This window comes from Agrobacterium bohemicum, assembly GCF_001562555.1.
Lineage (GTDB): Bacteria > Pseudomonadota > Alphaproteobacteria > Rhizobiales > Rhizobiaceae > Agrobacterium > Agrobacterium bohemicum.
In genome coordinates this window covers 315,617-342,190 of the sequence record NZ_KQ961024.1, presented here as the reverse complement: position 1 = coordinate 342,190, position 26,574 = coordinate 315,617, and the positions used below count along the sequence as shown (strand labels likewise).

At 55.2% G+C, this 26,574-nt stretch carries 25 protein-coding genes; 13 read left to right on the top strand and 12 right to left on the bottom strand.

Annotation, left to right across the window (positions count from 1 at the left end; all coding sequences use genetic code 11):
- Positions 1 to 131 precede the first annotated feature (131 nt).
- Positions 132 to 1,025, bottom strand: coding sequence for a KPN_02809 family neutral zinc metallopeptidase (gene ypfJ / locus ATO67_RS04825; protein WP_067645136.1), 894 nt, complete (start codon positions 1,023 to 1,025; stop codon positions 132 to 134).
- A 58-nt stretch (positions 1,026 to 1,083) separates the two neighbouring features.
- Positions 1,084 to 1,752 (bottom strand): glutathione S-transferase, encoded by a 669-nt coding sequence (locus ATO67_RS04820; RefSeq protein ID WP_067645133.1) that lies wholly within the window; start codon positions 1,750 to 1,752, stop codon positions 1,084 to 1,086.
- A 259-nt stretch (positions 1,753 to 2,011) separates the two neighbouring features.
- On the opposite strand from ATO67_RS04820, the gene carB reads away from it, so the two are divergent.
- Positions 2,012 to 5,500 carry a carbamoyl-phosphate synthase large subunit gene (gene carB / locus ATO67_RS04815; protein ID WP_067645130.1) on the top strand — a complete coding sequence of 1,163 codons (3,489 nt, stop codon included), beginning with the start codon at positions 2,012 to 2,014 and terminating at the stop codon, positions 5,498 to 5,500.
- 70 nt (positions 5,501 to 5,570) lie between these two features.
- On the opposite strand, the gene ATO67_RS04810 is transcribed toward carB, so the two are convergent.
- Positions 5,571 to 6,452: an aldo/keto reductase family oxidoreductase gene (locus tag ATO67_RS04810; protein ID WP_067645127.1), complete on the bottom strand. Its 882-nt coding sequence runs from the start codon at positions 6,450 to 6,452 to the stop codon at positions 5,571 to 5,573.
- 92 nt (positions 6,453 to 6,544) lie between these two features.
- On the opposite strand from ATO67_RS04810, the gene ATO67_RS04805 reads away from it, so the two are divergent.
- The gene (locus ATO67_RS04805; protein ID WP_067645124.1) at positions 6,545 to 7,456 is read left to right on the top strand and encodes a LysR family transcriptional regulator; all 912 of its coding nucleotides are present in this window, start codon (positions 6,545 to 6,547) and stop codon (positions 7,454 to 7,456) included.
- Positions 7,457 to 7,471: 15 nt separating this feature from the next.
- On the opposite strand, the gene ATO67_RS04800 is transcribed toward ATO67_RS04805, so the two are convergent.
- Together ATO67_RS04800 and ATO67_RS04795 are read right to left on the bottom strand one after the other, a co-directional pair.
- Positions 7,472 to 8,962 carry a UdgX family uracil-DNA binding protein gene (locus tag ATO67_RS04800; RefSeq protein WP_067645122.1) on the bottom strand — a complete coding sequence of 497 codons (1,491 nt, stop codon included), beginning with the start codon at positions 8,960 to 8,962 and terminating at the stop codon, positions 7,472 to 7,474.
- Entirely contained in the window at positions 8,962 to 10,194 is a 1,233-nt protein-coding gene (locus tag ATO67_RS04795; RefSeq protein WP_067645119.1) for a putative DNA modification/repair radical SAM protein, read from the bottom strand. Before ATO67_RS04795 ends, ATO67_RS04800 begins: the two co-directional genes overlap by 1 nt.
- A 223-nt stretch (positions 10,195 to 10,417) precedes the next feature.
- On the opposite strand from ATO67_RS04795, the gene greA reads away from it, so the two are divergent.
- Both greA and ATO67_RS04785 read left to right on the top strand, forming a co-directional pair.
- Complete coding sequence (greA, locus tag ATO67_RS04790) at positions 10,418 to 10,894, top strand: transcription elongation factor GreA (RefSeq protein ID WP_067645116.1); 477 nt, start codon at positions 10,418 to 10,420, stop codon at positions 10,892 to 10,894.
- Positions 10,895 to 10,924: 30 nt separating this feature from the next.
- The gene (locus tag ATO67_RS04785) at positions 10,925 to 11,986 is read left to right on the top strand and encodes a glycosyltransferase family 4 protein (protein ID WP_173645918.1); all 1,062 of its coding nucleotides are present in this window, start codon (positions 10,925 to 10,927) and stop codon (positions 11,984 to 11,986) included.
- On the opposite strand, the gene ATO67_RS04780 is transcribed toward ATO67_RS04785, so the two are convergent.
- Positions 11,970 to 12,992, bottom strand: a complete 1,023-nt coding sequence (locus tag ATO67_RS04780; protein ID WP_067645113.1) for a glycosyltransferase — start codon at positions 12,990 to 12,992, stop codon at positions 11,970 to 11,972. The genes ATO67_RS04785 and ATO67_RS04780 overlap by 17 nt on opposite strands.
- A gap of 242 nt (positions 12,993 to 13,234) precedes the next feature.
- Here ATO67_RS04780 and ATO67_RS04775 point away from each other — a divergent pair, with 242 nt between their 5' ends.
- The 5 genes from ATO67_RS04775 (at position 13,235) to ATO67_RS04755 (ending at position 18,115) form a co-directional block, all read left to right on the top strand.
- The gene (locus tag ATO67_RS04775) at positions 13,235 to 14,017 is read left to right on the top strand and encodes a glycosyltransferase family 25 protein (RefSeq protein WP_157940982.1); all 783 of its coding nucleotides are present in this window, start codon (positions 13,235 to 13,237) and stop codon (positions 14,015 to 14,017) included.
- A 189-nt stretch (positions 14,018 to 14,206) separates the two neighbouring features.
- A complete protein-coding gene (gene gmd / locus ATO67_RS04770; RefSeq protein WP_067645107.1) occupies positions 14,207 to 15,277 on the top strand; it encodes a GDP-mannose 4,6-dehydratase in 1,071 nt (356 codons plus the stop codon).
- 2 nt (positions 15,278 to 15,279) lie between these two features.
- The gene (gene fcl, locus ATO67_RS04765; protein WP_067645104.1) at positions 15,280 to 16,224 is read left to right on the top strand and encodes a GDP-L-fucose synthase; all 945 of its coding nucleotides are present in this window, start codon (positions 15,280 to 15,282) and stop codon (positions 16,222 to 16,224) included.
- Between the two features lie 50 nt (positions 16,225 to 16,274).
- On the top strand, positions 16,275 to 17,294 hold the full coding sequence (locus tag ATO67_RS04760) for a glycosyltransferase family 10 domain-containing protein (protein WP_067645101.1): 1,020 nt from the start codon (positions 16,275 to 16,277) through the stop codon (positions 17,292 to 17,294).
- A gap of 41 nt (positions 17,295 to 17,335) precedes the next feature.
- Positions 17,336 to 18,115 carry a DUF268 domain-containing protein gene (locus ATO67_RS04755; RefSeq protein ID WP_067645098.1) on the top strand — a complete coding sequence of 260 codons (780 nt, stop codon included), beginning with the start codon at positions 17,336 to 17,338 and terminating at the stop codon, positions 18,113 to 18,115.
- A 21-nt stretch (positions 18,116 to 18,136) separates the two neighbouring features.
- Here the strand turns inward: ATO67_RS04755 and ATO67_RS04750 are convergent, their stop codons facing one another.
- From ATO67_RS04750 to ATO67_RS04730, 5 genes are all read right to left on the bottom strand, one after another.
- Positions 18,137 to 18,757: a hypothetical protein gene (locus tag ATO67_RS04750; RefSeq protein ID WP_067645095.1), complete on the bottom strand. Its 621-nt coding sequence runs from the start codon at positions 18,755 to 18,757 to the stop codon at positions 18,137 to 18,139.
- Positions 18,758 to 18,904: 147 nt separating this feature from the next.
- Positions 18,905 to 19,684: an alpha-1,2-fucosyltransferase gene (locus ATO67_RS04745; protein ID WP_157940983.1), complete on the bottom strand. Its 780-nt coding sequence runs from the start codon at positions 19,682 to 19,684 to the stop codon at positions 18,905 to 18,907.
- 126 nt (positions 19,685 to 19,810) lie between these two features.
- Positions 19,811 to 20,563 (bottom strand): glycosyltransferase family 25 protein, encoded by a 753-nt coding sequence (locus ATO67_RS04740; protein ID WP_082760154.1) that lies wholly within the window; start codon positions 20,561 to 20,563, stop codon positions 19,811 to 19,813.
- Between the two features lie 52 nt (positions 20,564 to 20,615).
- Positions 20,616 to 21,341, bottom strand: coding sequence for a glycosyltransferase family 2 protein (locus ATO67_RS04735; RefSeq protein ID WP_067645086.1), 726 nt, complete (start codon positions 21,339 to 21,341; stop codon positions 20,616 to 20,618).
- A gap of 59 nt (positions 21,342 to 21,400) precedes the next feature.
- Positions 21,401 to 21,868, bottom strand: a complete 468-nt coding sequence (locus ATO67_RS04730; RefSeq protein ID WP_067645083.1) for an Lrp/AsnC family transcriptional regulator — start codon at positions 21,866 to 21,868, stop codon at positions 21,401 to 21,403.
- Between the two features lie 242 nt (positions 21,869 to 22,110).
- On the opposite strand from ATO67_RS04730, the gene trxB reads away from it, so the two are divergent.
- The 4 genes from trxB (at position 22,111) to ATO67_RS04710 (ending at position 26,106) form a co-directional block, all read left to right on the top strand.
- Entirely contained in the window at positions 22,111 to 23,085 is a 975-nt protein-coding gene (gene trxB / locus ATO67_RS04725; protein WP_067645080.1) for a thioredoxin-disulfide reductase, read from the top strand.
- 23 nt (positions 23,086 to 23,108) lie between these two features.
- Positions 23,109 to 24,005, top strand: a complete 897-nt coding sequence (locus ATO67_RS04720; protein ID WP_067645077.1) for a LysR family transcriptional regulator VtlR — start codon at positions 23,109 to 23,111, stop codon at positions 24,003 to 24,005.
- Between the two features lie 589 nt (positions 24,006 to 24,594).
- The gene (locus tag ATO67_RS04715) at positions 24,595 to 24,885 is read left to right on the top strand and encodes an ArsR/SmtB family transcription factor (RefSeq protein WP_067645610.1); all 291 of its coding nucleotides are present in this window, start codon (positions 24,595 to 24,597) and stop codon (positions 24,883 to 24,885) included.
- Between the two features lie 108 nt (positions 24,886 to 24,993).
- Entirely contained in the window at positions 24,994 to 26,106 is a 1,113-nt protein-coding gene (locus tag ATO67_RS04710) for an alkene reductase (RefSeq protein ID WP_067645609.1), read from the top strand.
- A gap of 49 nt (positions 26,107 to 26,155) precedes the next feature.
- On the opposite strand, the gene ATO67_RS04705 is transcribed toward ATO67_RS04710, so the two are convergent.
- Positions 26,156 to 26,413 carry a DUF2188 domain-containing protein gene (locus ATO67_RS04705; protein WP_067645074.1) on the bottom strand — a complete coding sequence of 86 codons (258 nt, stop codon included), beginning with the start codon at positions 26,411 to 26,413 and terminating at the stop codon, positions 26,156 to 26,158.
- Between the last annotated feature and the right edge of the window lie 161 nt (positions 26,414 to 26,574).

Here is a 26,574-nt window from a genome sequence, read left to right as displayed (position 1 = left end):
CCAAACCCACCCTCGAGTCATCCTCGGCCTTGAGCGGAGTATCCATGTAGCTCAGCGGGTGGTGGATGGTCGGGTCAAGCCCGACCATGACGGATGAGAGGTTTGCGAATCTTGCTACCCTCCGCACTCACTTAAATATCAGCCGAAAACGTATCGCAATCTTCGACGCGACCGCTTTGGAACCCGCGCTTGAACCACTCTGCGCGCTGTGCGGACGTGCCGTGGTTGAAACTATCCGGCACGACATAGCCCTGCGACTTCTTCTGCAACGTATCGTCGCCGATCTGGTGGGCGGCGTTCAGAGCTTCCTCAAGATCGCCAGCTTCCAGAATGCCCTTTTGCTGCGTGGATTTACCCCAGATGCCGGCATAGCAATCCGCCTGCAACTCGACCTTGACCGACATCTTGTTGGCCTCCGTCTCGCCCATGGACTGACGCTGACGGTTAAATTCTGGCAGGACGCCCGTCAGGTTCTGAACGTGGTGACCCACTTCATGCGCGATGACATAGGCCTGCGCAAAATCGCCGGATGCGCCGAAACGCTTGTCGAGCTCACGGAAGAAATCCGTGTCCAGATAGACTTTACGATCGACAGGGCAATAGAACGGACCGCTGGCCGACGATGCCGTTCCGCATGCCGAGCGAACCTGTCCGCCAAACAGAACGAGCGTCGGCTTTTCATAGGTTTCGTTGGAAGCGCTGAAAATCTTTGTCCAGGTGTCTTCCGTCTCGGCCAGCACGGTGCGAACGAATGCCGTCGTCTCGTCACTGGACTGACCCTGCGGGCGCGTACCCGTGGTCTGCTGGCTGCCGCTATCGGTGGAGACGTCACCGCCAGACAGAAGCGTCAACGGGTTGATACCCAGCGCCCAGCTGATCAGCAAAATGACGACAAGACCGCCAATACCGATGCCGCCGCCACGGCCTCCACCTGTCGGAAGGCGAAAGCCGCCACCGCCCGTGCCGGACGACATTCCGCGTCTATCTTCGATGTTGTCGGATTGGCGACGCCCTCTCCACTGCATATGTGTCTCCCCTTGAGTGCCTTGCTAAACGCTAGAACCTTCAAAGCGTTCCGGCAAGTCAGCTGTTGGCGTAAACATAAGCGCCGCCTTTCTTAAGGGCGCGCTGATAGGCAGGGCGCGCGCGGATGGTTTCGAGATAGCGCCTGATGGCGGGTCGATCGGTGACGCCATCCACCCGGCTCATCGCCGCCTCCACCGGAAAGCTCATGGCAAAGTCTGCGCCGGTCAGTTCGCTGCCCGCAAAAAGCCCGTCCTTTGCAAGCTCGCTTTCCCAATAAGCAGTATGATCCGCCAGTTGCGGATCGACGAACTGGCTGGCAACGCCTTTTGAAATCATGTTGGCGACGGGGCGAAGAAAGAACGGCACCTGACGGGGAATGCGGGAAAACAACAGTTTCATCACCAGCAGCGGCATCGCCGAACCTTCGGCATAATGCAGCCAGTAGACATAACGTCTATATGCATCCGTGCCCTGCTCTGGCCGGAACGCGCCGTTTGCGTAGGTATCCAGCAGATATTCGATGATCGCGCCGCTTTCGGCATAGACCTTGCCACCATCCTCGATAACCGGAGACTTGCCGAGCGGGTGGACGGCTTTGAGGCTCTTCGGCGCACGCATGTCGGGACCGCGCGCATAGGTCTTCACATCATATTCGACACCAAGCTCTTCGAGCAGCCAGAGAATGCGGTGCGCACGGGAGTTTTCGAGATAATGAACGGTAATCATAAATGCCCTGCTCTGTGATTTTGGAAACGGAGGTAATTCATTCAAATATCTCTACGTTTTTACCGGCGGAAAGGATCAGCCCGCAACATAGATATATGGAGAGCCAACTTTCCTGTCGGAAAGCGAAGATTCGGGGTTCCGTTCACCAAAACATTTGCCTATAAGCCGCTTCTAGCCTGAAAAGATTGGAATTGCGCCCGCGGCCGGTGAGTTTCACCTTGGCCGTTTTTTGCGCAACACGAAAAGCGGAACGAGAGCCATGCCGAAGCGCGAAGATATCAAATCCATCCTTATCATCGGCGCTGGTCCGATTGTCATCGGTCAGGCATGCGAATTCGACTACTCCGGCACACAGGCCTGTAAAGCGCTGAAAGAGGAAGGCTACCGCGTCATCCTCGTCAACTCCAATCCCGCCACCATCATGACTGACCCCAATCTGGCGGATGCGACCTATGTCGAGCCGATCACGCCGGAAGTGGTGGCCAAGATCATCGCCAAGGAACGTCCCGACGCGCTGCTGCCGACCATGGGGGGCCAGACGGCGCTGAACACCGCGCTTTCGCTGAAGCGCATGGGCGTGCTCGACCGTTACAATGTGGAAATGATCGGCGCAAAACCCGAAGCCATCGATATGGCCGAAGACCGCGCTTTGTTCCGCGAAGCCATGAAGCGGATCAATCTGGAAACGCCGAAGTCGATGCTGGCCAACGCCACCGACATCAAGGACGCAGACCGCAAGACACATGAAGCAGCGCGCGCAGAGCTGAAGTCAAAGCTTTCCGGCGCGGAGCTGGACAAGGCGCTCGACAACCTCGAAAACCAGTGGAATCTCGGCGAGACTGATCGCAAGCAGCGTTACATCAGCCACGCCATGGCCATTGCCGCGCAGGCCATCGATGTCGTCGGCCTGCCCGCCATCATCCGCCCGTCCTTCACCATGGGTGGCACCGGCGGCGGCATTGCCTATAACCGCTCGGAATTCTTCGAAATCATCGGCGGCGGTCTCGATGCATCGCCCACCACAGAAGTGCTGATCGAAGAATCGGTTCTCGGCTGGAAGGAATATGAGATGGAAGTCGTCCGCGACAAGGCGGACAACTGCATCATCATCTGCTCCATCGAAAACATCGACCCCATGGGCGTGCATACCGGCGACTCGATCACGGTGGCGCCAGCGCTGACGCTGACGGACAAAGAATACCAGATGATGCGCAACGCATCGATTGCGGTTCTTCGCGAAATCGGCGTCGAGACCGGCGGATCGAACGTGCAGTTCGCCGTCAATCCGAAGGATGGCCGTCTGGTCGTCATCGAAATGAACCCTCGCGTTTCGCGCTCGTCCGCGCTTGCCTCCAAGGCCACCGGCTTTCCAATTGCCAAGGTCGCGGCCAAGCTCGCCGTTGGTTACACGCTGGACGAGCTCGATAACGACATCACCGGCGGTGCGACACCTGCGTCGTTCGAGCCTTCCATCGACTACGTCGTCACCAAAATTCCGCGTTTTGCGTTCGAGAAATTCCCCGGCGCATCGCCAATTCTCACCACGGCCATGAAGTCGGTCGGTGAAGTCATGGCCATCGGCCGTACCTTTGCCGAATCTCTGCAGAAGGCGCTGCGCGGTCTGGAAACCGGCCTTACCGGTCTCGATGAAATAGAAATTCCAGGTTACGAAGAAGGCGAAGGCTCCAAGAACGCCATCCGCGCCGCCATCGGCACACCGACACCAGACCGTCTGCGCATGGTCGCACAGGCGCTGCGCATGGGCATGTCCGAAGCCGAAGTGCACGAAAACAGCAAGATTGACCCGTGGTTCATCGCCCAGTTCAAGGCAATCGTGGACATGGAAGCGCGTGTACGTGAACACGGCTTGCCACAGGACGCTGAAAACCTGCGGTCGCTCAAAGCCATGGGCTTCTCCGACGCCCGCCTTGCCAGCCTGACCAAGAAGCGCCCGAAGGAAGTGGCGGAACTGCGCAACAGCCTCAATGTGCGCCCCGTCTTCAAGCGCATCGACACCTGCGCTGCCGAATTCGCCTCGCCAACCGCCTATATGTACTCCACCTACGAGACACCCTTCGTCGGCCAGCTTCGGTCGGAAGCACAGGTTTCGGACCGCAAGAAGGTCGTCATTCTCGGCGGTGGGCCGAACCGTATCGGCCAGGGCATCGAGTTCGATTATTGCTGCTGCCATGCCGCCTTCGCATTGAAGGATGCGGGCTTCGAAGCCATCATGATCAACTGCAACCCGGAAACTGTTTCCACCGACTACGACACATCCGACCGCCTCTATTTTGAGCCGCTGACGGCCGAAGACGTGATCGAAATTCTCCGCGCTGAGCAGGAGAAGGGTGAACTGGTTGGCGTCATCGTGCAGTTTGGTGGCCAGACGCCGCTGAAGCTGGCCGAAGCGCTGGAGAAGAACGGTATCCCGATCCTCGGCACAGCACCCGACATGATCGACCTTGCCGAAGACCGTGACCGCTTCCAGAAGCTTTTGATGAAGCTCGATCTGGCGCAGCCGAACAACGGCATCGCCTATTCCGTCGAACAGGCCCGCCTTGTCGCATCGGAAATCGGTTTCCCGCTGGTGGTTCGCCCATCCTATGTTCTGGGTGGCCGCGCCATGCAGATCATCCATTCCGAGGGACAGTTGCAGACCTATCTGCTGGATACGGTTCCGGGCCTCGTGCCTGAAGATATCAAGCAGCGTTACCCCAACGACAAGACTGGCCAGATCAACACCCTTCTGAGCAAAAACCCGCTGCTGTTCGATAGCTACCTGTCGAACGCTGTCGAGGTGGATGTGGACGCATTGTGCGATGGCGAGAATGTCTTCGTCTCCGGCATCATGGAACACATCGAAGAAGCCGGCATCCACTCCGGTGACAGCGCCTGCTCGCTGCCATCGCGTTCGCTTTCCGAGGACATGCTGGACGAGCTGGAACGCCAGACCACGGCGCTTGCCAGGGCGCTGAACGTTGGTGGCCTGATGAACGTGCAGTACGCGATCAAGGACGGCACGATCTACGTCTTGGAAGTCAACCCGCGCGCATCCCGCACCGTGCCTTTCGTTGCCAAGACCATCGGCGCGCCGATTGCCAAGATTGCCGCTCGCATCATGACCGGCGAAAAGCTGGATGCAGCGATTGCGGCTTATGGCGAAAAGCCGGACCCGCGCAATCTGAAGCACATCGCCGTCAAGGAAGCCGTCTTCCCGTTTGCCCGCTTCCCCGGCGTCGATATTCTGCTGGGACCGGAAATGCGCTCCACCGGTGAAGTCATCGGCCTCGATACCGACTTCGCACTGGCATTCGCCAAGGCGCAGCTGGGTGCAAGCGTTGATCTGCCACGCTCCGGCGCGGTGTTCGTTTCTGTTCGCGACGAGGACAAGGAACGGGTTCTGCCAGCCATCCGCCATCTGGTCGAAATCGGCTTCAAGGTTCTGGCAACCGGCGGCACGCAGCGCTTCCTTGCCGAACAGGGCATCAATGCCGAGAAGATCAACAAGGTACAGGAAGGCCGTCCGCACATCGAAGACGCCATCCGCAACCGTCAGGTCCAACTGGTCATCAACACCACCGACAGCAACAAGGCGATCTCCGACTCAAAGTCGCTGCGCCGCGCAACGCTGATGCAGAAGGTGCCTTATTACACGACGATGGCCGGTGCTGAATCCGCAGCACTCGCCATCAAGGCCCTGAAAGCAGGCAGCCTGGATGTGCGGCCTCTGCAGAGCTACTTCGCATAATCCTGTAACTCATCCCAAAAAACAGACAGGGCGCGTCAGTGACGCGCCCTGTCTCGTTTCAGCAATGACGTTAGTGCGCCGCGTTTGCAGCAGCCACACCGTCGAGTTCGGTGATGACATCATCCGACAGAACGAGATCAGCGGCTTTAAGGTTCTCGTGCAGATGAGCGACGGATGACGTGCCTGGGATCAGCAGGAGGTTGGGGCTGCGGCGCAACAGCCAGGCAAGGGCGACCTGCATCGGCGTTGCCTCAAGACGTGCCGCGACATCCGACAGGGTCGAAGACTGAAGCGGGCTGAACCCGCCCAGCGGGAAGAAGGGCACATAGGCAATGCCATCCTTCGCCAAGCCGTCGATCAGCGCGTCGTCCTGGCGATGGGCCAGATTGTACATGTTCTGAACGCAGACGATATCAGCGATCTTTCGACCCTCCTCAACCTGTGCCGCTGTGACGTTGCTGAGACCGATGTGACGCACCAGACCTTGTCGTTGCAACTCGGCAAGCGGCGTCAGCAAGGGCTCGATGGAACCTTCTGCCGGTCCATGCACGTCGAACATGATCCGCAGATTGACCACATCCATAACGTCGAGACCAAGGTTGCGCAGATTGTCATGGACGGCATTGGTCAACTCTTCCGGAGAGGACGCCAAGTTCCAGGATTTGTCTTCACCACGCTTGGCACCGATTTTCGTGACGATGACGAGATCGTCCGCATAGGGATGCAGAGCCTCGCGGATCAGCTGGTTGGTGATGTGGGGACCGTAGAAATCGCTGGTGTCGATGTGGTTCACACCGGCTTCAATGGCGGCGCGCAGAACGGCGACTGCGCCGTCATGGTCCTTCGGCGGGCCAAACACGCCGGGACCGGCCAATTGCATGGCACCGTAACCGAGGCGTTTAACTGTGTGGTCGCCGAGCTTGAATGATCCGGCCTTGTCGATATCAGTCATGATCGTTCTCCTGATGTTGGAGAGAAGATAGGCCCTGTCGATATCCAAGGGAATACGATACAATCCGGACAGGCCGTGCGGGAATACGAACAATGAAGACCGATCTTGATGATCTCAACGCTTTTGTCGCGGTGGCACGCGCAGGTGGATTTCGTGAGGCGGCACGGATTCGAGGCAGCAGCGCTTCTGGCCTCAGCGAAGCGGTGCGCCGTCTGGAAACAGGGCTCGGTGTTCGCCTGCTGAACCGAACAACGCGCAGCGTCTCACCGACAGAAGCCGGTCAAGGGCTTCTTGCCCGGTTGGCACCGGCGCTGATCGAAGTCGAGGCAGCGCTGGATGTCGTCAACGGCTTTCGCGACAAGCCCGCTGGCACACTTCGGCTTAACGTGCCGGTCAGCGCAGCGAGGCTGGTCTTACCCGATCTGGTGCCGCAGTTTCTTGCCGCCTATCCCGACATCAACCTTGAGGTCGTCACCGACGAAAGCTTCATCGATATCCTGGCCGCAGGCTGCGATGCAGGCATTCGCTATGACGAACGCCTGCAGCAGGACATGATTGCCGTACCGATAGGCCCACGCATTCAACGTTTCGCCACCGCCGCCTCGCCCGCTTATCTCGAGAAATTTGGCCGCCCCGACCATCCCCGCGACCTGCTGAACCATGCCTGTATCAGAGGCCGTTTTGCCAGTGGTGTCATCCCGCCATGGGAATTTGAGCGCGATGGCGAAGTCCTGTTGATCGAGGCCGACGGGCCGTTAATCGTCAGGATCGGCGGCGCAACGGATCTCGCCGTCGATGCGGCCATCGCGGGTTCCGGTATCATCATGCTCTTCGAAGACTGGCTGCGGCCCTATTTCGACAACGGCGCGCTGGTGCCGGTGCTGGAACCGTGGTGGCAAAGTTTCTCCGGTCCGTTTCTCTATTACCCCGGCAGACGGCTGGTTCCAGCGCCGCTCAGGGCCTTCATCGACTTTGTGAAAACCGCCAATGCGGGCAAAATTTAACGGCCAGATGCCGGCTCATCTACCGAATGAAACTTGGGATTCCGTTTCTCCGCTGGTTTCCATAAGTCGTTGAACCGCCTGCATATCCTCTCGAAACCGCCGAACCTCTTCTGTCTTCTTCTGCTCGTCAGGAATGCGCAAAAGATACGATGGATGAACGGTCGCAAACAGCATCTTACCGCCGTCCATCGGTATTGGCATGCTGCGCACATCCGACAATTTTTCCTTCATGCCCGTCAGAGCAAACAAAGCCGTCATCCCCATGGCTACGATGAGCTTCGGCTGGATCAGATCGATCTCGCGCGTCAACCACCAGCGGCAACGCTGGACCTCGCCGGCATCCGGCCGTTGGTGAATGCGCTTCTTGCCGCGCGCCTCATATTTGAAATGTTTGACCGCATTGGTGACATAGAGTGCCTTGCGATCCATGCCGGTATCACCCAGCACCTGATCGAAAACCTTGCCCGCCGGACCGACGAAGGGACGACCGGCTAAATCCTCAAAGTCACCCGGTTGCTCGCCAACGACCATGACGTCGGCATTGGCTGGCCCCTCGCCGAAAACAGTCTGCGTTGCCTTGCAGTGCAAGGGACACAGCGTGCAGCTTTGCGCCTCATGTTTCAACCCTTCCAGCGTATCAGCATCGGGAAGAACAGGAACTGGCCTGCTGTCTGCCGCCGCTTGAAGCCGATGGTGAAACAATTGCGGCTCGGTTGCAGCCTTGGCACCCATTTCCAGCACACGTCTCTCGGCGTTCAAGATAAGGTCTGGAATGAGGTCCGCCTCGGGTAAATTCTTCCAATATTTCTTTGGCATTTCTGCCGTCATCGCCTTAATCTTCAGCCGTGCAGGATTGAAAATATTGGCATAATAGGTGCGCCAAAGCTCATCTGTTTCATCTGAAAGATCAGGCTTTTCCGCCGCCATCCTCGACGTCTGCATCGTTTCACCGTCCCAGCGCGCGGAGCCCTTCGGAGTGACGATCAACCAGTCCATATCGGTAAAACGTCGCTGGAAAAACGCTGCCTTGCGTTCCACGATGAAGTGGTCAGGCTCGAACCATGCAATGAAACGCCGTCGCCCAATCGTATCTGGCGGTAAGGGTACTTCCTTGAAACGCACGAAGGCCGTCATCTTGTGACTGTCGCGGCGAACGGATTTTTCCATCTTTCGCGCTTCCGCCACATCGGGGTCCGACTTGAACTCCAGCAGCGCTCTGTCCTTCCCCAAACACCACAACAAGCGGTATAGCAGCGCGAAGCGTGTCGGGTCACTGTGACAGATAATCGTTTGCGCAAACGGCATGAAGGCGGCGGGCACGTTCACGCTCGCGGCCCCATCGATCTGCGGTAAGCGATTTCCCTCTTCAAACCCGAAGAGACCCGTTTCCTCGCCTTGAAACTGCCACTCGATCTCATGAGGAGCGACATTGGCCGACAGGAAGGCACGGGCAGCATCCCGCCATTCGGTAAAATCCCCCCGCCCCTCCAGTGAGACCTTATACATTACAGCAACGACAATTGTTCAGGCTGCGGCGCAAACATGTCGCGTAAATCAGGCCGCTCCGTCAATTTCCCCGGCGTCCATCCGCCTGCGACGACGAAGGCTTTGACCTTTTTCAGGGAGACGCCAAAGCGGGCAATATCTTCCAGTCGCAATTGCCGAAACCGGCGCGACGACAGAATCGATTTCACCGTCTTCGTGCCAAAACCCGGTACGCGCAGCAAAGTCTCGCGGTCCGCCTTGTTCACATCCACAGGAAACTGCTGCCGGTTGGCCAGTGCCCATGCAAGCTTCGGGTCGATATCGAGATCCAGCATGCCATCCTTCTGCGTGGATGCGATTTCATCGATATCGAAGCCATAGAATCGATATAGCCAATCGGCCTGATACAGTCGATGCTCACGCATCAACGGCGGCTTGATCAAAGGCAGGTTCTTTGACGAGTCCGGGATGGGACTAAACGCCGAATAATAGACGCGCCGCAAACCATAGCTACCGTAAAGACGCGCGCTGGTATTCAAGATGGTGGTGTCATTGGCACCATCGGCCCCGACGATCATCTGGGTACTTTGACCAGCCGGTGCAAATTTTCGAACCCGCTTCGTCTGCAAGGTCGGCTCGCCCGCCTCCTCGATCTTCAGGCGGATATCGGCCATCGACTTGCGGATATTGATCGGGTGCTTTTCCGGCGCAAATTGTCCGATACCGCTATCTGTCGGCAACTCTATGTTGATCGATAGACGGTCGGCATAAAGCCCGGCTTCCTCCACCAGACGAGCAGACGCTTCGGGGATAGATTTGAGATGAATGTAACCTCGAAAGCCGTGCGTTACCCGCAGTTCTCTCGCCACCCGCACCAGTTCTTCCATGGTGTGATCGGACGAGCGAATGATGCCGGATGACAGGAACAGCCCTTCGATGTAATTGCGCCGGTAAAACTCCAGCGTTAGCCAAACCACTTCTTCCACCGTGAAACGCGCCCGCTCTACATTGCTGGAGGAACGGTTGATACAGTAGGCGCAGTCGTAAATGCAGAAGTTGGTCAGCAGTATCTTGAGAAGTGAAATGCAACGCCCATCCGGCGCATAGGCGTGACAAATGCCCGATCCTTCCGTCGACCCCAAACCTCCCGACGCAGACGAATTACGCTTCGTCGTGCCGCTGGAGGCGCACGAGGCGTCATATTTCGCCGCATCGGAAAGGACCGCCAACCGCTCTTTTATTGACTTTTTCATACAATGTTCACTATATGTTCTTGATCAACTCGTCAATATTAGAGTAGTTATGGCGAACGGTTTTTTACGGTGGAGTGACGGTTTCAAATTATCTGGCAATTTGTTGCGGTCTTCTGATATAGTCCCTCAAATTGTGATTTTGACATGGTTCCGTAGTTTTGCTCCGGAACCTGTTTCTTTTTGTGTCTGCGGGTGCCGCGGGTTGAATGCGAAGGAAGAAAAAATGGTAGAAAAAGTACCAATGACTCAGGGCGGATTCGTCAAGTTGCAGGAAGAACTGCGCTTTCGTCAGCAGGAAGAGCGTCCACGGATTATCGAGGCGATTGCAGAAGCGCGCGCCCATGGCGATCTTTCCGAAAATGCCGAATACCATGCCGCCAAGGAAGCGCAGAGCCACAATGAAGGCCGCGTTGCCGAGCTTGAAGATCTGACAGCGCGCGCCGAGGTCATCGACCTCTCGAAGATGTCTGGCACGACAATCAAATTCGGTGCCACGATCAAGCTTGTGGATGAGGATTCCAACGAGCAGAAGACCTATCAGATCGTTGGCGACCAGGAAGCCGACGTGAAGCAGGGCCGTATCTCCATCTCCTCGCCTATCGCGCGTGCGCTGATCGGCAAGGAAGTAGGCGACAGCATCGAGGTGCATGCACCCGGCGGCTCACGCGGATACGAAATCCTCTCCATCAACTGGGGCTGATCGAAAGCTCCCTCCCCCGAGAATCCGATTTTGCCTTACATTGACTTGGCTAACGTCCGGGTGCTTGCGCCGAATTTCAAGCGCAGGCTTTCCGGCGTAACATCCACCATTATTCAGCTTCTGCCCGTGCAAAACAGGCAGGGGCAAGATGTGGCGGCCATCGGGCCGGGTTTGCCCGACAGCCTGCCACATATTCGCTTTCGCGATCTGTGGCAGCTTTGGAAACCGGGGCCGGATCAAAAGCCGCGCGTGTGGCATGCGCGGCGCAACATCGAGATGCTGCCGGGCATCGTCATGCGCGACATCTTGCGCATGAAGTTGAAACTGGCCTTCACATCCGCTTCGCAACGCAAGCACACCGGCTGGACGAAGTTCCTGATTTCCCGCATGGATGCGGTTATCGCCACCAACGGCAAGACTGCGACCTATCTGGACGTGCCGAGCACCGTCATCATGCATGGCATCGATACGGAACGCTTTTCGCCTGCCGCCGATAAGGCCACGTTGAAACGGCTCCTCGGTCTGGATGCTCATCAAAAACATGCCGGTTGCTTCGGCAGGGTGCGCCACCAGAAAGGCACCGACCTGTTTGTCAACACCATGATTGCCGTGTTGCCGCAACGACCCGAATGGTCTGCCATCATTGCAGGACGCGCCACCGGTCCGCATGTGGAGTTTGAAAACAGCCTGAAGGAAAAAGTCCGGGCGGCCGGTCTTGGAGACCGCATCCTCTTCGTTGGTGAACATACCAACATCAACGACTGGTACCGCACCCTCGATCTTTTCGTCGCCCCACAACGCTGGGAAGGCTTCGGCCTGACGCCGCTGGAAGCCATGGCAACCGGCGTGCCGGTTGTCGCAACCGATGTCGGCGCGTTTCCGGAACTGATTGTGGAGCCTCAAACCGGCGAGGTTATCAGTCGGAACGACCTCGACGCGATGGTTCGCACTGTTGCGGTGTGGATGGAAGACGACACGAAACGCGATCATGCAAGCGGTCTTGCTCGCTCACATGTCACGGAAAACTTCACCATCAACGGTGAAGCCGAAAATATCGGCAAGGTCTACGCGGCGCTCACGGCTTCCGCTTGAACAGATCAATGTAAGCGCTGGCCACGGCCTCTTCAGAGAACTGCCCGACCAGCGTGGCGCGACCGTTTTCGCCGAGCCTTGCCGAAAGAGCGGGATCAGCAATCAACTGTTTGATGGCGCGGGTATATCCGGCAACATCGTCGATATCCACAAGCAGTCCGTTTTCACCGTCACGCATGAACCACGATGGCCCCTCAGAACGCGACGAGATAACGGCACGGTTTTGCGCCCATGCCTCGAAGATCACATTGCCAAGCGGCTCGTGACTGGACGGCATGACAAAAATATCGGCTGCAGCGACGTAAGGCCGCGTATCCTTTTGCCAGCCGAGGAAGCGTACCCTTTGTTCCATCTTGTGCTCACGGGTGACGGCCTCAAGCGCTTCGCGCTCCTCGCCATCACCGACAATCCAGAGATAGGCATCGGGCACAGCCGCAACGGCCTCGATGAGAAGATGGAAACGCTTGCGCTTTACGAAGCGCCCCATCGTTACAACCAGCGGCACACCCTCTGGAGTGTTGACGGAAGCCCGCGACACTGGCGCGACTGTCGTTGTGTCGGTGAAGTTGGAGATCACCTCCACACCGCGCGTCCAGCCAAGTTTACGCACATGGTCGCCGATACCCGGCGTGTTGCACACCAGAATATCCGTGTTCTTGAAATAGCCGAGATGAGTTGGGTAGTCGCCGAGCCGCGACAGTTTGATGCCACCTTTATAGTCCGGCATCAGACGCGCGCCGCGCGTCGACCAGGAGATGATCGCATCCGCCTTATCCCGTTTGGCAATCGACAGAACTTTCATTGGAAGCAGGATGCGGTCGATCGACAGGTTACGGAAGTTGCTCTGGATGACCTTCGCGTGAACTTCGACATCTTCGCGCCAACGGCGATTCCAACGCATGACAGCCGTCTGCTCCACGCCACGCCGCGCCAAAGCGCCAACGAGATGCACGAAGAACTTTTCCGCGCCGCCGTCCTTGCCGAAAATATACTGATGAACCCGCATACGTCTTTATCCTGAACTTCGCCTCTGGCAATTCTATATACCGCAAACCAGCATTTGCAGGCATTCCGGTCTTTATGTTCCGGTTACCGGATCGGTGCAAGGGGGAAAGCGGGCATTCCGAAATTCTTGCGCCCCACATTGTGGCCGCATGAAACCGCTTGTTCTGGAAGGCTCAGCCGGGATATTGGGAAGACGGCGACATCACGTTCGCATATCTGACAAGACAGGATACGAAGCCCGACATGCAGTCTCTTGGAATTTTCGTCATCAATCTGGACGGCAGCCACGACCGCCTTGCATCGATAAGCGACAAACTCGCCGCATTCGGCATTTCGTTCGAGCGGGTATCCGCCGTTGACGGACGTCCACTCGATCTGTCCACGGTCGGCGACTACAATGCCGAGCGCGCCGAGCGGTATATGGGCCGCAGCCTCGTCGGTGGCGAAATCGGTTGTTATTACAGCCACCTCAAGGTAGCGAAACAGTTTCTTCAATCCGAGGCCAACTACGCACTCGTTCTGGAGGACGACGCCCTGCCGCTCTGCAATCCGGTCGCATTGCTGGAACAGGCATTGCCGGAGCTGGAAGCGGTCGATCCCAGATGGCGCCTGATAAACATCGGCAACAACAAGCTGAAGATCGCCACACCCATTGCGAACTACAACGTTGACGGTCACGCGTGCCAACTGGTCGCTGCTCATTACTTCCCGATGACGACGAGCGCAATCGTCTGGTCGCGCGAAGGCGCGCGGCTTTTCGTTGAAGAACACCGCGAGATTTTTGCGCCTGTGGACAATTACCTCCGCTACTGGCTGACCCGCACGGGACACGGATACTCATTCTGGCCGGCACCCGTCACCACCACGGACGCAGCAAGCCAGATTGTTGCAGGTGCTGGACAGCGGCGCAACACGCACAAGAGGCGGTGGTATTATGGCCTCGCCAAGCAATACCGGCTTCTCATGGACAAGTTTATTGCCAGCAGGCACCAACAGAGATTCGCCAAATCACGACAATCGAAATGAGCCAAAACGGGGCAGAGATTCGCCGCCACTGCCCTCGGGTGCAAACACCTTTTAAAATCTGATGTTTATTTTGCACTCGACTTGAGATATCGCACAAGCAAATAACGTGCGCTTAAAAGAGCAGCATCCAGGGCCAATCGAGCGCAAAGTGCTTGAGGCCACATAGTGCGATAAAAGAAGGCGAATTGAATGTCTGACGAAGCGAAGGTCGCCCTCATCACTGGCGTCACAGGCCAAGACGGTGCCTATCTGGCGCAGTTGTTGCTGGATAAGGGTTACATCGTCCACGGCATCAAGCGCCGCTCCTCATCTTTTAACACCGGACGCATCGAAAACATTTACCAGGATCCGCACGAGGAGAACCCCCGCTTCTTCCTCCACTACGGCGACATGACGGATGCAACCAACCTGATCCGCATCGTGCAGGAAACCCAGCCTGACGAGATTTATAACCTTGCCGCGCAAAGCCATGTGCAGGTTTCCTTCGAGACACCGGAATACACGGCCAATGCAGATGGCATCGGCACCCTGCGATTGCTGGAAGCGATCCGCATTCTCAAGCTTGAAAAGAAGACCCGCTTCTACCAGGCATCGACATCAGAACTTTACGGTCTGGTTCAGGAAGTTCCGCAACGCGAGACCACGCCTTTCTACCCGCGCAGCCCCTATGCAGCGGCAAAGCTCTATGCTTACTGGATCGTGGTCAATTACCGCGAAGCTTACGGCCTGCATGCCTCGAACGGCATCCTGTTCAACCACGAGAGCCCCATGCGCGGCGAGACCTTCGTCACGCGCAAGATCACGCGCGCAGCAGCAGCCATCAAGCTCGGCCGTCAGGAAAAACTCTATCTCGGCAATCTCGATGCGAAACGCGACTGGGGCCACGCCAAGGAATATGTGCGTGGCATGTGGCTGATGATGCAGCAGGACAAACCGGATGACTACGTGCTGGCAACAGGTGAAACGACACCCGTGCGCCAGTTCGTGGAATGGACCTTCGAAGATGTTGGCATCAACCTGAAATGGCAGGGCGAAGGCGTCAGCGAAAAGGGCATCGATACCGCCACCGGCAAGGTTCTGGTCGAAGTCGACCCGCGCTACTTCCGCCCGACTGAAGTGGAATTGCTGATAGGCGACCCGACCAAGGCACACGAGAAACTCGGCTGGAAGCATGAGACGAGCGTGCGGGAACTGGCAAGGGAAATGGTGGTGGAAGACCTGCGTATCATGCAATCGGACATCGTGACGAAGGGCGCTTGAGCATGAGCCTATACGATCTCCAGGGCAAGCGGGTCTGGGTCGCGGGCCATCGCGGCATGGTCGGCTCAGCCATCGTGCGGCGCTTGCAGCAAGAGGGTTGCGACATTCTGACGGTCGGTCGCGATGAGGTGGATTTGCGCAACCAGGCGCAGGTTTCGGCGTGGATGACAAACAACAAACCGCAAGCCGTTTTTCTGGCCGCGGCAAAAGTCGGCGGCATTCTGGCCAATGACACCCGCCCGGCAGAATTTCTCTATGAGAACCTGATGATCGAAGCCAACATCATCGAGGCCTCCTACCGCGCCGAAGTGGAAAAACTCCTTTTCCTTGGTTCTTCCTGCATCTACCCGAAATTCGCAGACCAGCCGATCACCGAAGACGCCCTGCTCACCGGCGCGCTGGAACCGACGAATGAATGGTATGCCATCGCCAAGATCGCTGGCATCAAGCTGACACAGGCGTATCGCAAACAATACGGATGCGACTTCATCTCCGCCATGCCCACAAACCTCTACGGCCCCGGCGACAATTTCGACCTGACCTCCAGCCACGTCCTTCCCGCGCTCATCCGCAAGGCGCATGAGGCAAAGACGCGCGGCGACAAGGACATGACCATCTGGGGCACCGGCACCCCCCGCCGCGAATTCCTCCACGCCGACGACTGCGCCGATGCGCTGGTCTTCCTGATGAAGAACTACTCCGACGAAAGCCACGTGAACGTCGGCAGCGGCGAAGACATCTCCATCCTTGACCTCACAAAACTCATTTGTGAAATTGTCGGCTTCGAGGGCGAAATCAAGCATGATCTCAGCAAGCCTGATGGAACGCCTAGGAAGCTGATGAGTGCGGAAAAGTTGAGGACGATGGGGTGGGAGCCGAAGATCGGCTTATCCGAAGGCGTTAATGCGACTTACAGAATATCTAGAGTCGACCATCTCACGAACTAACAAACAAATCTCGCGTAAAAGTCACGCGTCGTTTATATCGAAGGTGCCTCATGCTTATCAAAGCGGGATTTATTTCGTCCTCTTCGGAGTGGCACTGGGAGCGACAGTTTCCTGATAACATCACAGTTTGGAACGGCGTAGAATTCATCTTCTCAGGCGATTTTCATGATTGTGATGTCCTGTTTGTTTACGACGCTATACCGCTCGATATGGTTGGGAAAATACGTGCCAACCGAAGCGTCTTTATTGCGTCAGAACCAGCGAGCATAAAGACGTATCATCCAGATTTTCTCAATCAATTTGACTTCATTCTCACCACGGATACCACCACCAGACATCGGAACGTTTTATTTGGACAAATAGGATCTCCTTGGCATATCGGGGCTTGGGATAATAACGGGCATCTTTTATCGACTCCGGTGAACTACAGAAATTTTGAGACACTAAGCTCTCCGAAAACGAAATCGATATCAGTCGTGTCCTCTAACAAAGCTCGAACAGAAGGGCATAGAGCCAGACTGGAATTTGTTCAGAAGCTCAAATCATACTTCGGGACCGAAATTGATGTATTTGGTCGGAACATAAACGGTTTTGGAGATAAATCTGAAGTTCTGAATGATTATCGATATCATATTGCAATAGAGAATAGCTGCTATCCAGACTACTGGACAGAAAAACTCGCCGATCCGTATCTTTCTTTGACCTACCCTATCTATTATGGATGCCCCAATATCACGGATTATTTTTCAAAAGAATCGTTGGCACCAATCGATATTGCCAATCCCGAGAATGCAATCGTCATTATTCGCGATCTGATTGAATCGGATCGAGCGGAGGCTGCACGCCCCCACCTCGAAGAATCCCGTAGACGTGTTTTGAATGAATATAATTTGTTCTCGATCCTCTCTGACCTAGCGACGGATATTGTAAAAATGGATCGAAGCATGAACGATCTGGAAGCAGAAAAGTACTTCTCGCGTTGGAAGTATCGCCTGAAGAGGAAGTCGATAAAAAATTTAAACCTTCTTTCAAAATTGCTTTTAAAAAACGTCCAATTCCTCGTTAAATAACGCCAAAAACAACATACAGCGTTGCGCAGAAAAGGTAGAAAATGGGCCTCCTTCGAGAACTCAAGAAAATGGCCAGAGTGTGCGGTATAGATACCAACAAGCTGTATAATTATCGTTTTATGAGGCGCTACCTGGCTGACAAGAAAAAATGGCTCGAACAAGGGGGCAAAATCGATAAACTTCGCATGGTGCTCGAAGATTTCTCTGACAGTGCGGGCGTCGTTAAAGGACACTATTTCCATCAAGATCTTCTGGTTGCCAGTTACGTTCATGCAGCCAGTCCAGTGCGCCATATCGACGTTGGCTCCAGAATCGATGGTTTTGTTGCGCATGTCGCGTCGTTCAGAGAAATTGAAGTCTTGGACGTAAGGCCACTACAACCGACTTCACATAAAAACATTGTGTTTCGGCAGGCAGATTTAATGCGCGATGCAGGTGAGGAAATCACGGATTCGCTCTCTTGCCTGCATGCAATCGAACATTTCGGCTTAGGGCGCTATGGTGATCCAATTGATGTGACGGGGCATGAAAGAGGTATTTCCAATCTGGTTAGAATGCTAAAAAATAATGGAATCCTCTATATCAGTTTTCCAATTGGTAGAACCGATCAGGTTCATTTCAACGCCCATCGCGTATTTCACGCTACGAGCGTGCTTAATCACGACAGTATAAAGTTAAACATGACACTAGAACGTTTTGATTACGTAGATGATTTGGGTAATCTGAAATTAAGAGAACCTGTGGACGGCGATGCCACGAAAGTAAGGTATGGATGCGGAATATACACTTTTAGAAAGACCAATTCACAAGCCCCGGCCTAGCACAGAATTCCTCATTTTGTGCTATTTCGGTAAATCAACCGGTGTGGTTTCCGGTAGTCCCTGGCGGCGTAGCGTCCCGCCCCACGTATAGTTCCAGCGTCGTTTTATGACAGTAAGCAGCTTTCCTTTGAAGTATAATTTTTTTGAGGTTAACTTCCCAAGGGCTTCTATAACCGCTTTGGCCTCGCAAGGCATGATGTGAACACCATCGTCGGAATACTTCCTTCTCAACACCCCATTTTTATTTTTATATTTTAATGGCATGCGTAAAAAATGCAGCCCTGATGTCCGACACAACCGATCCAAGCCATCACTCAGCAGGCTGTGCAAATGGACGCGCTCAGCAATACTTCCTCTAAAGGGAAGCTCGACATTCGGTCTCCGGTCAGTCGGAAATGGCGGCTGTGCGATAACAACTTTGATTTGGGGTTGGTCTCTTTGAAGTAAGATTAGCTTGGATATGAACCTTGCAGCTAATTCTTCTGCAACATCTTCGATCGGTCTTTTTGAAGTTTCCGATATCGGAATCAGGTGGCATCTGATATCAATTTCGCCAACCATGAATAAAGCAACGTCTCCATCTTCGAAACGCGACACCAGCTGACCAACAAATGCTATTCCATCACGTGCCAGTCGATGCATGGTGATCGGCCCGAGCCAGTGTATTTTAGCTTCCGCTAGACACTCGAAACAATATGCGGAGTGACTATCGCCAAAGACGTAGACTGTTATAGCGTCATCCCTTCAAAAAATAATCAAACTCAGCAACATCAGCAAACGGGCAAGATGTTACGTCGTCAATCTTTCCCAGCCCGCTGGCACCAAATCCGGATTACTATGCGCCTCTGACCGAAACCACATCGCTGGCGCAATAACACGCTTGTCCGCATTCGAATTAAGCCACGCCCCCCACCAACTGAATGTGCTGTTGGCAATGATATGGGAGTGGCATGCTGCCATGAGGTGCATGTCTTCTCCGTCTCGACCATCTGATTGAGGCTCGACAAATATCATTGCACCGATCGTCGTCAAATTTTCCCGTGCCCATTGCGGGTCGTCGGAAAAAACAAAGAAGGTAGCGTCCTTTATTGTTGATGCCATATTCTGCATCGCTTTTGCATACCATTCTGGTTCGCAGGTGCCGTGAATAGAGTTGGCCGTCGGGTTTGTGACGTAATCGCCGCGTCTGACGTGGACGGATATCGGAGACTGCGCCTCTTCAATCATTGTCAGTGTCCTTTGGCGCTCGACGCTGAAAGGTTGCTTCAAGGAAAAATCCTCGCGGATAATATCCGCATAATCTGCAAAGTATTTTTCCGTCTGCCAGTATCCAGAGAGATGCGCGGGGCCGCTGGTTCTCAAGATCGCTGGATCAAACTGCGCCGATTTTTCCACCAGTTGCGGAACGCGCCCTCGGTTTTTCACGGATGTCACGATCCGACCGAAAATGCTGTTGCGTTGTCTGGCGGGGACTTCATCTAAACGTGCGATATCACCCTTGATGTTGAATTGGTCAAGTTGCAGCGCGCGAAGCTTATATCGATCCATTTCCGTCAGATCGAGCTTCAACGGCTGTCCGCTGGCAAGCGACAGAGCGCGACCGGCCGCGTATTGAAACATCTGATTGCCAAGGCCGCCAACAATACGGGTAATGATCACAGGTCACTCTTTTGGTTTGTTATCACACGCATCTGCTCAGCCGTTCCATCGTCCCAGATATCGTACATTGGAGATAAATCGACCGATATCGTCTCCTGCACGATACAAGGCGCGCAGTTTTCGAAAACGTCTGGATTTTTTATCCCGCTGAGCGCCCTGCCATATTTCCGATTGATCCGGCGCTTCCGCCGCATGGGTGACTGGCCATGGCGAAAACCCGTAGCAATTGACGTGGTGCGTCCAAAACCGATCCAGATGGCAGTCCACAGGTTCGAACCAGACTCGAGCGGAATCTATCAGCTTTCTCGCAGCATCCGGGGAGATCGCATAACACGACGTCCCATGTGGGCCAATCTTCAGGCGAATAATGTCGAGACCATCTGCGACAGCCTCGATCCGGGTCCAAGGACGCACCTTGTGTCCGGAGAACCGCAGGAGCCCATATTTCCCGATATTCTCTACGGCTGCGTGATAGGCACTGAGGAAGGTGTCGTTCAATTCTATATCGTCTTCAAAAATCAGAAGCGATCGGTTTTCAGTGACACAACGTTCCCAAAGCAGGTAATGGCTCGCGTAACATCCCAGTTCACCGGGGGTCAGCGTAAACCCACGACGGATCTCTGCCATACGCGGATCAAATCGATCAAACAGGGGATGCTTGCCTGCTTTTCCATCCACCGCTTCGAAGAAACTATAGGACAACCCAAGCGGGTCCAAAAGCGCCATCATAGCTGTTCTGCGCTCGAGCGAGCGCGCCAGATTTACAACGACTATATCAAGCTGTCCCATTATATACTTCTGTCAAAGTTGCGACGATTCCGATTGCACATAAACTATTCCGCTACTCGCTCACCCAAGAACTCGCAGCATTGGTAATCTTTTTCTGAATACCGCGCTGGTCGCGCCAATCGCGACCGGTATCTTCTACCACAGGAATACCGGCGGGAGAAAAGATGTAGTTGTCGAAGCTGGCGATGTAGGTTTCCAACGCCTCGTTCACAGCTGAATAGAACTGCTTTTCGGGGTCAAAGGCCGGGTTCATCAATTCTGCGCTGCGGCGTGCGACCGTGCCATTGATGACGGAAGGCGACGTGGTGAATTTGGTATAGGAGCTTCGTGGCACTCTTATTCCGGCAAACTTCCAGTAGCGCTTTCCGCGGTGCAGATGTCCTCGTTTCCTGATGTCCCAGTTCTGGCTGGCGCTATGGAAAGACACTTGCTTCACGGTCTCGCTGAAGTTGGCGTGCACCCGCTCGTCCAGAGTGTCGAGAGCAATCCAGTCATCCTCCAGATGAAAGACGTAGTCGGCAGTTGTCGCCTGCCACAAACGCTTTACGGCGGCACCGAACCCTGCGGCTTCCGGTGTGAAGATGACGGGTGACGCGAAATACTGGTGCAGCAGGGCAATGCAGCGCGCTTCATCCTCATCCGTGCCAAAAATCGGATCGATATTAGCGTAGACGTTGACGACGTTGTGAAATTGGAATGCGTTCCGAGAAAAGCTTTCAAGCGTCCGCTGCAAAAGTTCAGGGCGGCGGCCTGCTACTATGGTGATGTCGAGGTTCATATTTTTTCCCGGCAAACGAAAATCAATGACTAGAACACGTAACGTCTATCGCCCAGTCGCTAAATCCCAACCAGCCCTGCCCGCTTTACCTGCCTGATCGTCAGCATCGTGCGCACGGTATCCACGTGCTCATCGGCAGTCAGCACTTCGATGACGAAGTCCTGGAACTGGGTCAGGTTTTCGGCCACGCAGTGAAGCAGGAAGTCGCTGTCGCCGGAGACCATCCATGCCTGACGCACCAAGGGCCAGCGGTCTGTGGCGGCGGCGAAGGCTTTCAGGTTGGTTTCGGACTGACGCTTCAGCCCCACCATGCAGAATGCCACGAGGTCGAAACCCAGCTTTGGCGCATTCAACATGGCGTGGTAACCTTCGATGATGCCAGCTTCCTCCAGCTTGCGAACGCGGCGCAGGCAGGGTGGCGCAGAGATGCCGACGCGGTCTGCAAGATCGACATTGGTCATTCGCCCGTCGCGCTGCAGTTCACGCAGTATTTTCAGATCGATCGCATCGAGGTCAACGCTGGCCACTCTGCTCTTCCTTGTTCAGTTTGATGCTTCCTTCTACTCTTCACGACGGGATTCGCAATAATCCTGCCGCACGGCGACACAAAATTACGTGTACACGGCCCTATGCCCTGTTGGTAATGCAAGGCTGCCCTTGAATATCGTCTCTGGACACTCTTAAATACCGGCCAGTGAAGGGGCGCATCGTGATGGAGCCAGTATGTTGGGCTCGGATGTCTGGCAGCCCCGTTTGAAAGGAACGTTCCATGTCTGCCCGCCATACCAAGGTCCTGATCATCGGCTCCGGCCCCGCTGGCTACACCGCCGCGATTTATGCGGCGCGCGCCATGCTTGAACCAGTTCTCATTGCCGGCATGGAACAGGGCGGCCAGTTGATGATCACCACCGATGTGGAAAACTATCCTGGTTACGCCGATCCAATCCAGGGGCCGTTTCTGATGGACCAGATGCTGAAGCAGGCAACGCATGTCGGCGCTGAGATCGTCAACGATCTGGTGACGGACGTCGAAACAACGCGTCGTCCCTTTACGGTAAAGACCGACTCCGGCGCGGTCTGGACCGCAGACACGCTGATCATATGCACGGGCGCGAAAGCGAAGTGGCTGGGCATCGAGAGCGAGCAGCAGTTTCAGGGTTTCGGCGTTTCCGCCTGCGCCACCTGCGATGGTTTCTTCTATCGCAACAGGGACGTGATCGTCGTTGGTGGCGGCAACTCGGCCGTGGAAGAAGCGCTCTACCTGTCCAACATCGCCAAGTCGGTCACGGTCGTGCATCGTCGCGACAGCTTCCGGTCCGAGAAAATCCTTCAGGAACGCATTTTCGCGAAGGAAAATGTGAATATTGTCTGGAACAGCGAAATTGCCGAGATTACCGGTACGCCTGCCAAACACCCCATGCCGCCGTCGGTAACCGGCGCAAAAATCCGCAATACGAATACCGGTGAAATTACAGATATGCCGATCCACGGTGTATTTGTGGCCATTGGTCATGCGCCAGCGGTGGAGCTGTTTAAAGACAAGGTAAAGTTGAAGCCGAACGGCTATATGTGGACTGCACCCGATTCGACGGCGACCGATGTCGAGGGAATATTTGCGGCAGGCGACGTGACAGATGATACATACCGGCAGGCCATCACCGCTGCTGGCATGGGCTGCATGGCCGCGCTTGAGGTGGAACGTTTTCTCGCAGCGCAAGCCCCGCTTGCCATTGCCGCTGAATAAGAAGGGCTAAACACCGCATGCCTATGCCATTGGACTGGGACAAACTGCGCATATTCCATGCGGCTGCCGAAGCTGGCTCCTTCACCCACGCGGCAGACAAGCTGCATTTGTCCCAGTCGGCCATCAGCCGTCAGGTCAGCGCACTGGAACAGGATGTCGGTGTGAAGCTGTTTCACCGCCACGCGCGCGGCCTTATTCTGACGGAACAGGGTGAATTGCTATATAGAACCGCGCATGACGTTCTGTTGAAGCTCGAAACCGTCAAGATGCAACTGACGGAAACGACGGAAAAGCCAAGCGGCAAGCTGCGCGTCACCACCACGGTCGGCCTCGGCCAAGGGTGGCTGACGGACAAGGTGCAGGAGTTCCTCCAGCTTTACCCTGATATGTCGATCCAGCTTATTCTCGACAATGAAGAAATCGACGTGAACATGCGGCATGCGGATTGCGCCATCCGTCTGCGCCAGCCGCAACAATCTGATCTCATCCAGCGCAAGCTGTTCACCGTGCATATGCACGTCTATGCGGCCCCGTCCTATATCAATCGCTACGGCGAGCCACAGTCGATCGAGGATCTGGATAACCACAAGGTCATCTCGTTTGGAGAGCCGGCCCCGAATTACCTTCTCGACGTGAACTGGCTGGAAAATGCCGGACGCTCGTCCGATAACACCCGCATCGCGCATTTGCAGATCAACAGCCAGACCTCCATCAAGCGGGCCTGCCTGCTGGGAATCGGCATAGCCTGCCTGCCTGACTACATTGTTGGCCGTGATCCGGGCCTGATACAACTGTCCCTGCCCGCAGATATTCCTTCATTCGATACCTATTTTTGCTATCCGGACGAATTGAAGAATGCAGCTAAGCTGAAAGTCTTCCGCGATTTCGTAGTTGCCAAAGCTCGCAACTGGAATTTCTGACACGCTAATAGGTGTGAAGAACTGTAAAAATATTTAAAAAACAGACACTTAACAAACAGGTTGAAATCACTGTTTACGATGGTCTGCGGGCAGATTTGCGAAATAAATATAACTGTAATTCTCAGTGATGCGCCCAGCGCACGGCTGACCTGCACAAAAAAGAGTTGTTTACTGCCCAAAAAAGCAACATATCGCACATAGCTGATGCACACGGCGGCTTTTCCTCCCAGTTCCGCCGCGTCAGCTGTTCCCCTCTGGAGGTTTTTTTAACCTTCACACTTATAAGGGCCCTGGAGCAATCCGGTGGCCCTCTTTTTTTACCCGCAATATTTTTCTCGGGTCCTTACGTTTATTAAACAAAACGCCCTTGCTAAGATTGGCGCAGATTTCCATATTCAATGAAGCTGACGCGGGTGCTCCCGCACCGGTCAGCTGTTCCCCTCTGGAGGTCATGACCTTCAAAACTGTCAGGCCGCGGAGAAATCCAGCGGCCTTTTTTTTGGCCCGGGCCAAAATCAAATTTGCAGCAGCCCTTGATATCGAGTTTTATCGATATAAATATCGTTATGGACAGATATACGGAAACAACATGAACCATGAAGACGCCCTGAAGGCCATTGCTCATCCGGTGCGATTGAAATTCCTCGAATGGCTCAAAGAGCCGGACCAGCATTTCAATCAGGCGCATCCATTTACCATGGGTGTATGCGCGCACCAATTTGAAATCAGTGGCCTGTCGCAATCGACAGTCTCTTCCCACCTCGCGGCTTTGCAGGCTGCAGGATTGGTGCGGTCGCGCAAGGTTGGACAATGGAACTTCTACGAGCGCGACGAGGACAACATCGCGACGTTTCTCGCCTATCTGAACCAGAAGCTTTAGAGCATCGACCCGAAAAGTGTGAAGCGGTTTTCGGAAAACACGATGCTCCGATCTAAAACAGGCGCACTTCAAGCGCTCTCTATCAACCAGAAGAGAAAGCCAATTCCCATGACAAAACTTTTCGAACCGGCCCAGGCAGGCGATATCGCACTGGCGAACCGTATCGTTATGGCACCTCTGACCCGCAACCGTTCGCCGGGCGCAATTCCCAACAATCTGAACGCAGCCTATTATGAGCAGCGCGCCAGTGCCGGCCTCATCGTCACGGAAGGCACGCCCGTTTCACAACAGGGCCAGGGTTATGCCGACGTTCCCGGCCTGTACAAGCAGGAAGCCATCGATGGCTGGAAAGCCGTTACCGATAGCGTCCACAAGGCTGGCGGCAAGATCGTCGCACAGATCTGGCATGTCGGTCGCATCTCGCACACCTCGCTCCAACCGCATGGCGGACAGCCGGTTGCTCCGTCGCCTATCAAGGCAAACTCCAAGACCTACATCATCAATGATGACGGCACAGGCAGCTTCGCAGAAACATCCGAGCCACGGGAAATCTCGCTGCAGGAAATCCCCGTCATTCTGGAAGATTACCGCACCGGTGCCCGTGCAGCCATAGATGCCGGGTTTGACGGCGTCGAAATTCACGCCGCTAACGGATACCTGATCGACCAGTTCCTGAAGTCCGGCACCAACCAGCGCACGGATGCCTATGGCGGCTCCATTGAAAACCGCGCACGCTTCCTGCTGGAAGTCGTCGACACCGTAACAAAGGAAATCGGCGCTGGTCGCACCGGCATCCGCCTGTCTCCCGTTACGCCCGCCAACGACATTTTCGAAGCAGATCCACAGCCTTTGTTCGACTACGTCGCCAGCGAACTCGGCGGCCGTGGCCTTGCCTTCGTCCACGTGATCGAAGGCGCGACAGGCGGCCCGCGTGATTTCAAACAGGGTGACAAGCCGTTTGACTATGACGCACTGAAAGCCGCCTACACCAATGCAGGAGGCAAGGGTCTCTGGATCGCCAACAATGGTTATGACCGCGACAGCGCGATTGCGGCAACTGAAAGTGGCAAGGTCGATGCAGTCGCCTTCGGCAAGGCCTTCATTTCCAACCCTGATCTTGTGCACCGTCTGAAGGAAAACGCGGCTCTCAACGAGCCAAACCAGCAGACCTTTTACGGCGGCGGCGCAGAGGGATATACTGACTATCCCGCCTTGGGCTGAATATGAAATCGAAAGGCGCGCTCTTCAACGAGGGCGCGTCTTTTTGCCATTATTTTTGGGCGGCAGCAATATCCACCACCTCCGCCTCCGGCCTGTCACCGCCCTGGCTGTACTCTTCGTGCCAGCGACCGGATTTATCCTGATAGTTGATTTCCGTGTCTTCGTCGCCGACCTGCTGTTCGGCGGCGGCGATGCGGGCGGCTTGCAGAGCATCGGAATGCGTGGGGAATGTCTCCGAATAGGCACCGTCCATCCGGTAGGCCCAGCCGCCATCATGCTCCACAATCTCATACACCACTTTGGTCATGCACACTTCCTCCTGATACATGGAAGAAACATGGCAACCTTTGCCGCAAACGTGCATTTGAAGGACGGTAATGCGGCTGTGTCGCCATGTCCTTGAAACCACTATCTCCCCAAAACGATCAATGTGCAAACTCCGCATCTTGGTCTAACGCTACAAACAAG

Bases quoted from the DNA above. Each gene is read 5' to 3' on its own strand.
- ypfJ (WP_067645136.1), bottom strand. From the start codon at position 1,025: ATGCAGTGGAGAGGGCGTCGCCAATCCGACAACATCGAAGATAGACGC.
- ATO67_RS04820 (WP_067645133.1), bottom strand. From the start codon at position 1,752: ATGATTACCGTTCATTATCTCGAAAACTCCCGTGCGCACCGCATTCTC.
- carB (WP_067645130.1), top strand. From the start codon at position 2,012: ATGCCGAAGCGCGAAGATATCAAATCCATCCTTATCATCGGCGCTGGT.
- ATO67_RS04810 (WP_067645127.1), bottom strand. From the start codon at position 6,452: ATGACTGATATCGACAAGGCCGGATCATTCAAGCTCGGCGACCACACA.
- ATO67_RS04805 (WP_067645124.1), top strand. From the start codon at position 6,545: ATGAAGACCGATCTTGATGATCTCAACGCTTTTGTCGCGGTGGCACGC.
- ATO67_RS04800 (WP_067645122.1), bottom strand. From the start codon at position 8,962: ATGTATAAGGTCTCACTGGAGGGGCGGGGGGATTTTACCGAATGGCGG.
- ATO67_RS04795 (WP_067645119.1), bottom strand. From the start codon at position 10,194: ATGAAAAAGTCAATAAAAGAGCGGTTGGCGGTCCTTTCCGATGCGGCG.
- greA (WP_067645116.1), top strand. From the start codon at position 10,418: ATGGTAGAAAAAGTACCAATGACTCAGGGCGGATTCGTCAAGTTGCAG.
- ATO67_RS04780 (WP_067645113.1), bottom strand. From the start codon at position 12,992: ATGCGGGTTCATCAGTATATTTTCGGCAAGGACGGCGGCGCGGAAAAG.
- ATO67_RS04775 (WP_157940982.1), top strand. From the start codon at position 13,235: ATGCAGTCTCTTGGAATTTTCGTCATCAATCTGGACGGCAGCCACGAC.
- gmd (WP_067645107.1), top strand. From the start codon at position 14,207: ATGTCTGACGAAGCGAAGGTCGCCCTCATCACTGGCGTCACAGGCCAA.
- fcl (WP_067645104.1), top strand. From the start codon at position 15,280: ATGAGCCTATACGATCTCCAGGGCAAGCGGGTCTGGGTCGCGGGCCAT.
- ATO67_RS04760 (WP_067645101.1), top strand. From the start codon at position 16,275: ATGCTTATCAAAGCGGGATTTATTTCGTCCTCTTCGGAGTGGCACTGG.
- ATO67_RS04755 (WP_067645098.1), top strand. From the start codon at position 17,336: ATGGGCCTCCTTCGAGAACTCAAGAAAATGGCCAGAGTGTGCGGTATA.
- ATO67_RS04750 (WP_067645095.1), bottom strand. From the start codon at position 18,757: ATGCATCGACTGGCACGTGATGGAATAGCATTTGTTGGTCAGCTGGTG.
- ATO67_RS04740 (WP_082760154.1), bottom strand. From the start codon at position 20,563: ATGGGACAGCTTGATATAGTCGTTGTAAATCTGGCGCGCTCGCTCGAG.
- ATO67_RS04735 (WP_067645086.1), bottom strand. From the start codon at position 21,341: ATGAACCTCGACATCACCATAGTAGCAGGCCGCCGCCCTGAACTTTTG.
- trxB (WP_067645080.1), top strand. From the start codon at position 22,111: ATGTCTGCCCGCCATACCAAGGTCCTGATCATCGGCTCCGGCCCCGCT.
- ATO67_RS04720 (WP_067645077.1), top strand. From the start codon at position 23,109: ATGCCATTGGACTGGGACAAACTGCGCATATTCCATGCGGCTGCCGAA.
- ATO67_RS04715 (WP_067645610.1), top strand. From the start codon at position 24,595: ATGAACCATGAAGACGCCCTGAAGGCCATTGCTCATCCGGTGCGATTG.
- ATO67_RS04710 (WP_067645609.1), top strand. From the start codon at position 24,994: ATGACAAAACTTTTCGAACCGGCCCAGGCAGGCGATATCGCACTGGCG.
- ATO67_RS04705 (WP_067645074.1), bottom strand. From the start codon at position 26,413: ATGACCAAAGTGGTGTATGAGATTGTGGAGCATGATGGCGGCTGGGCC.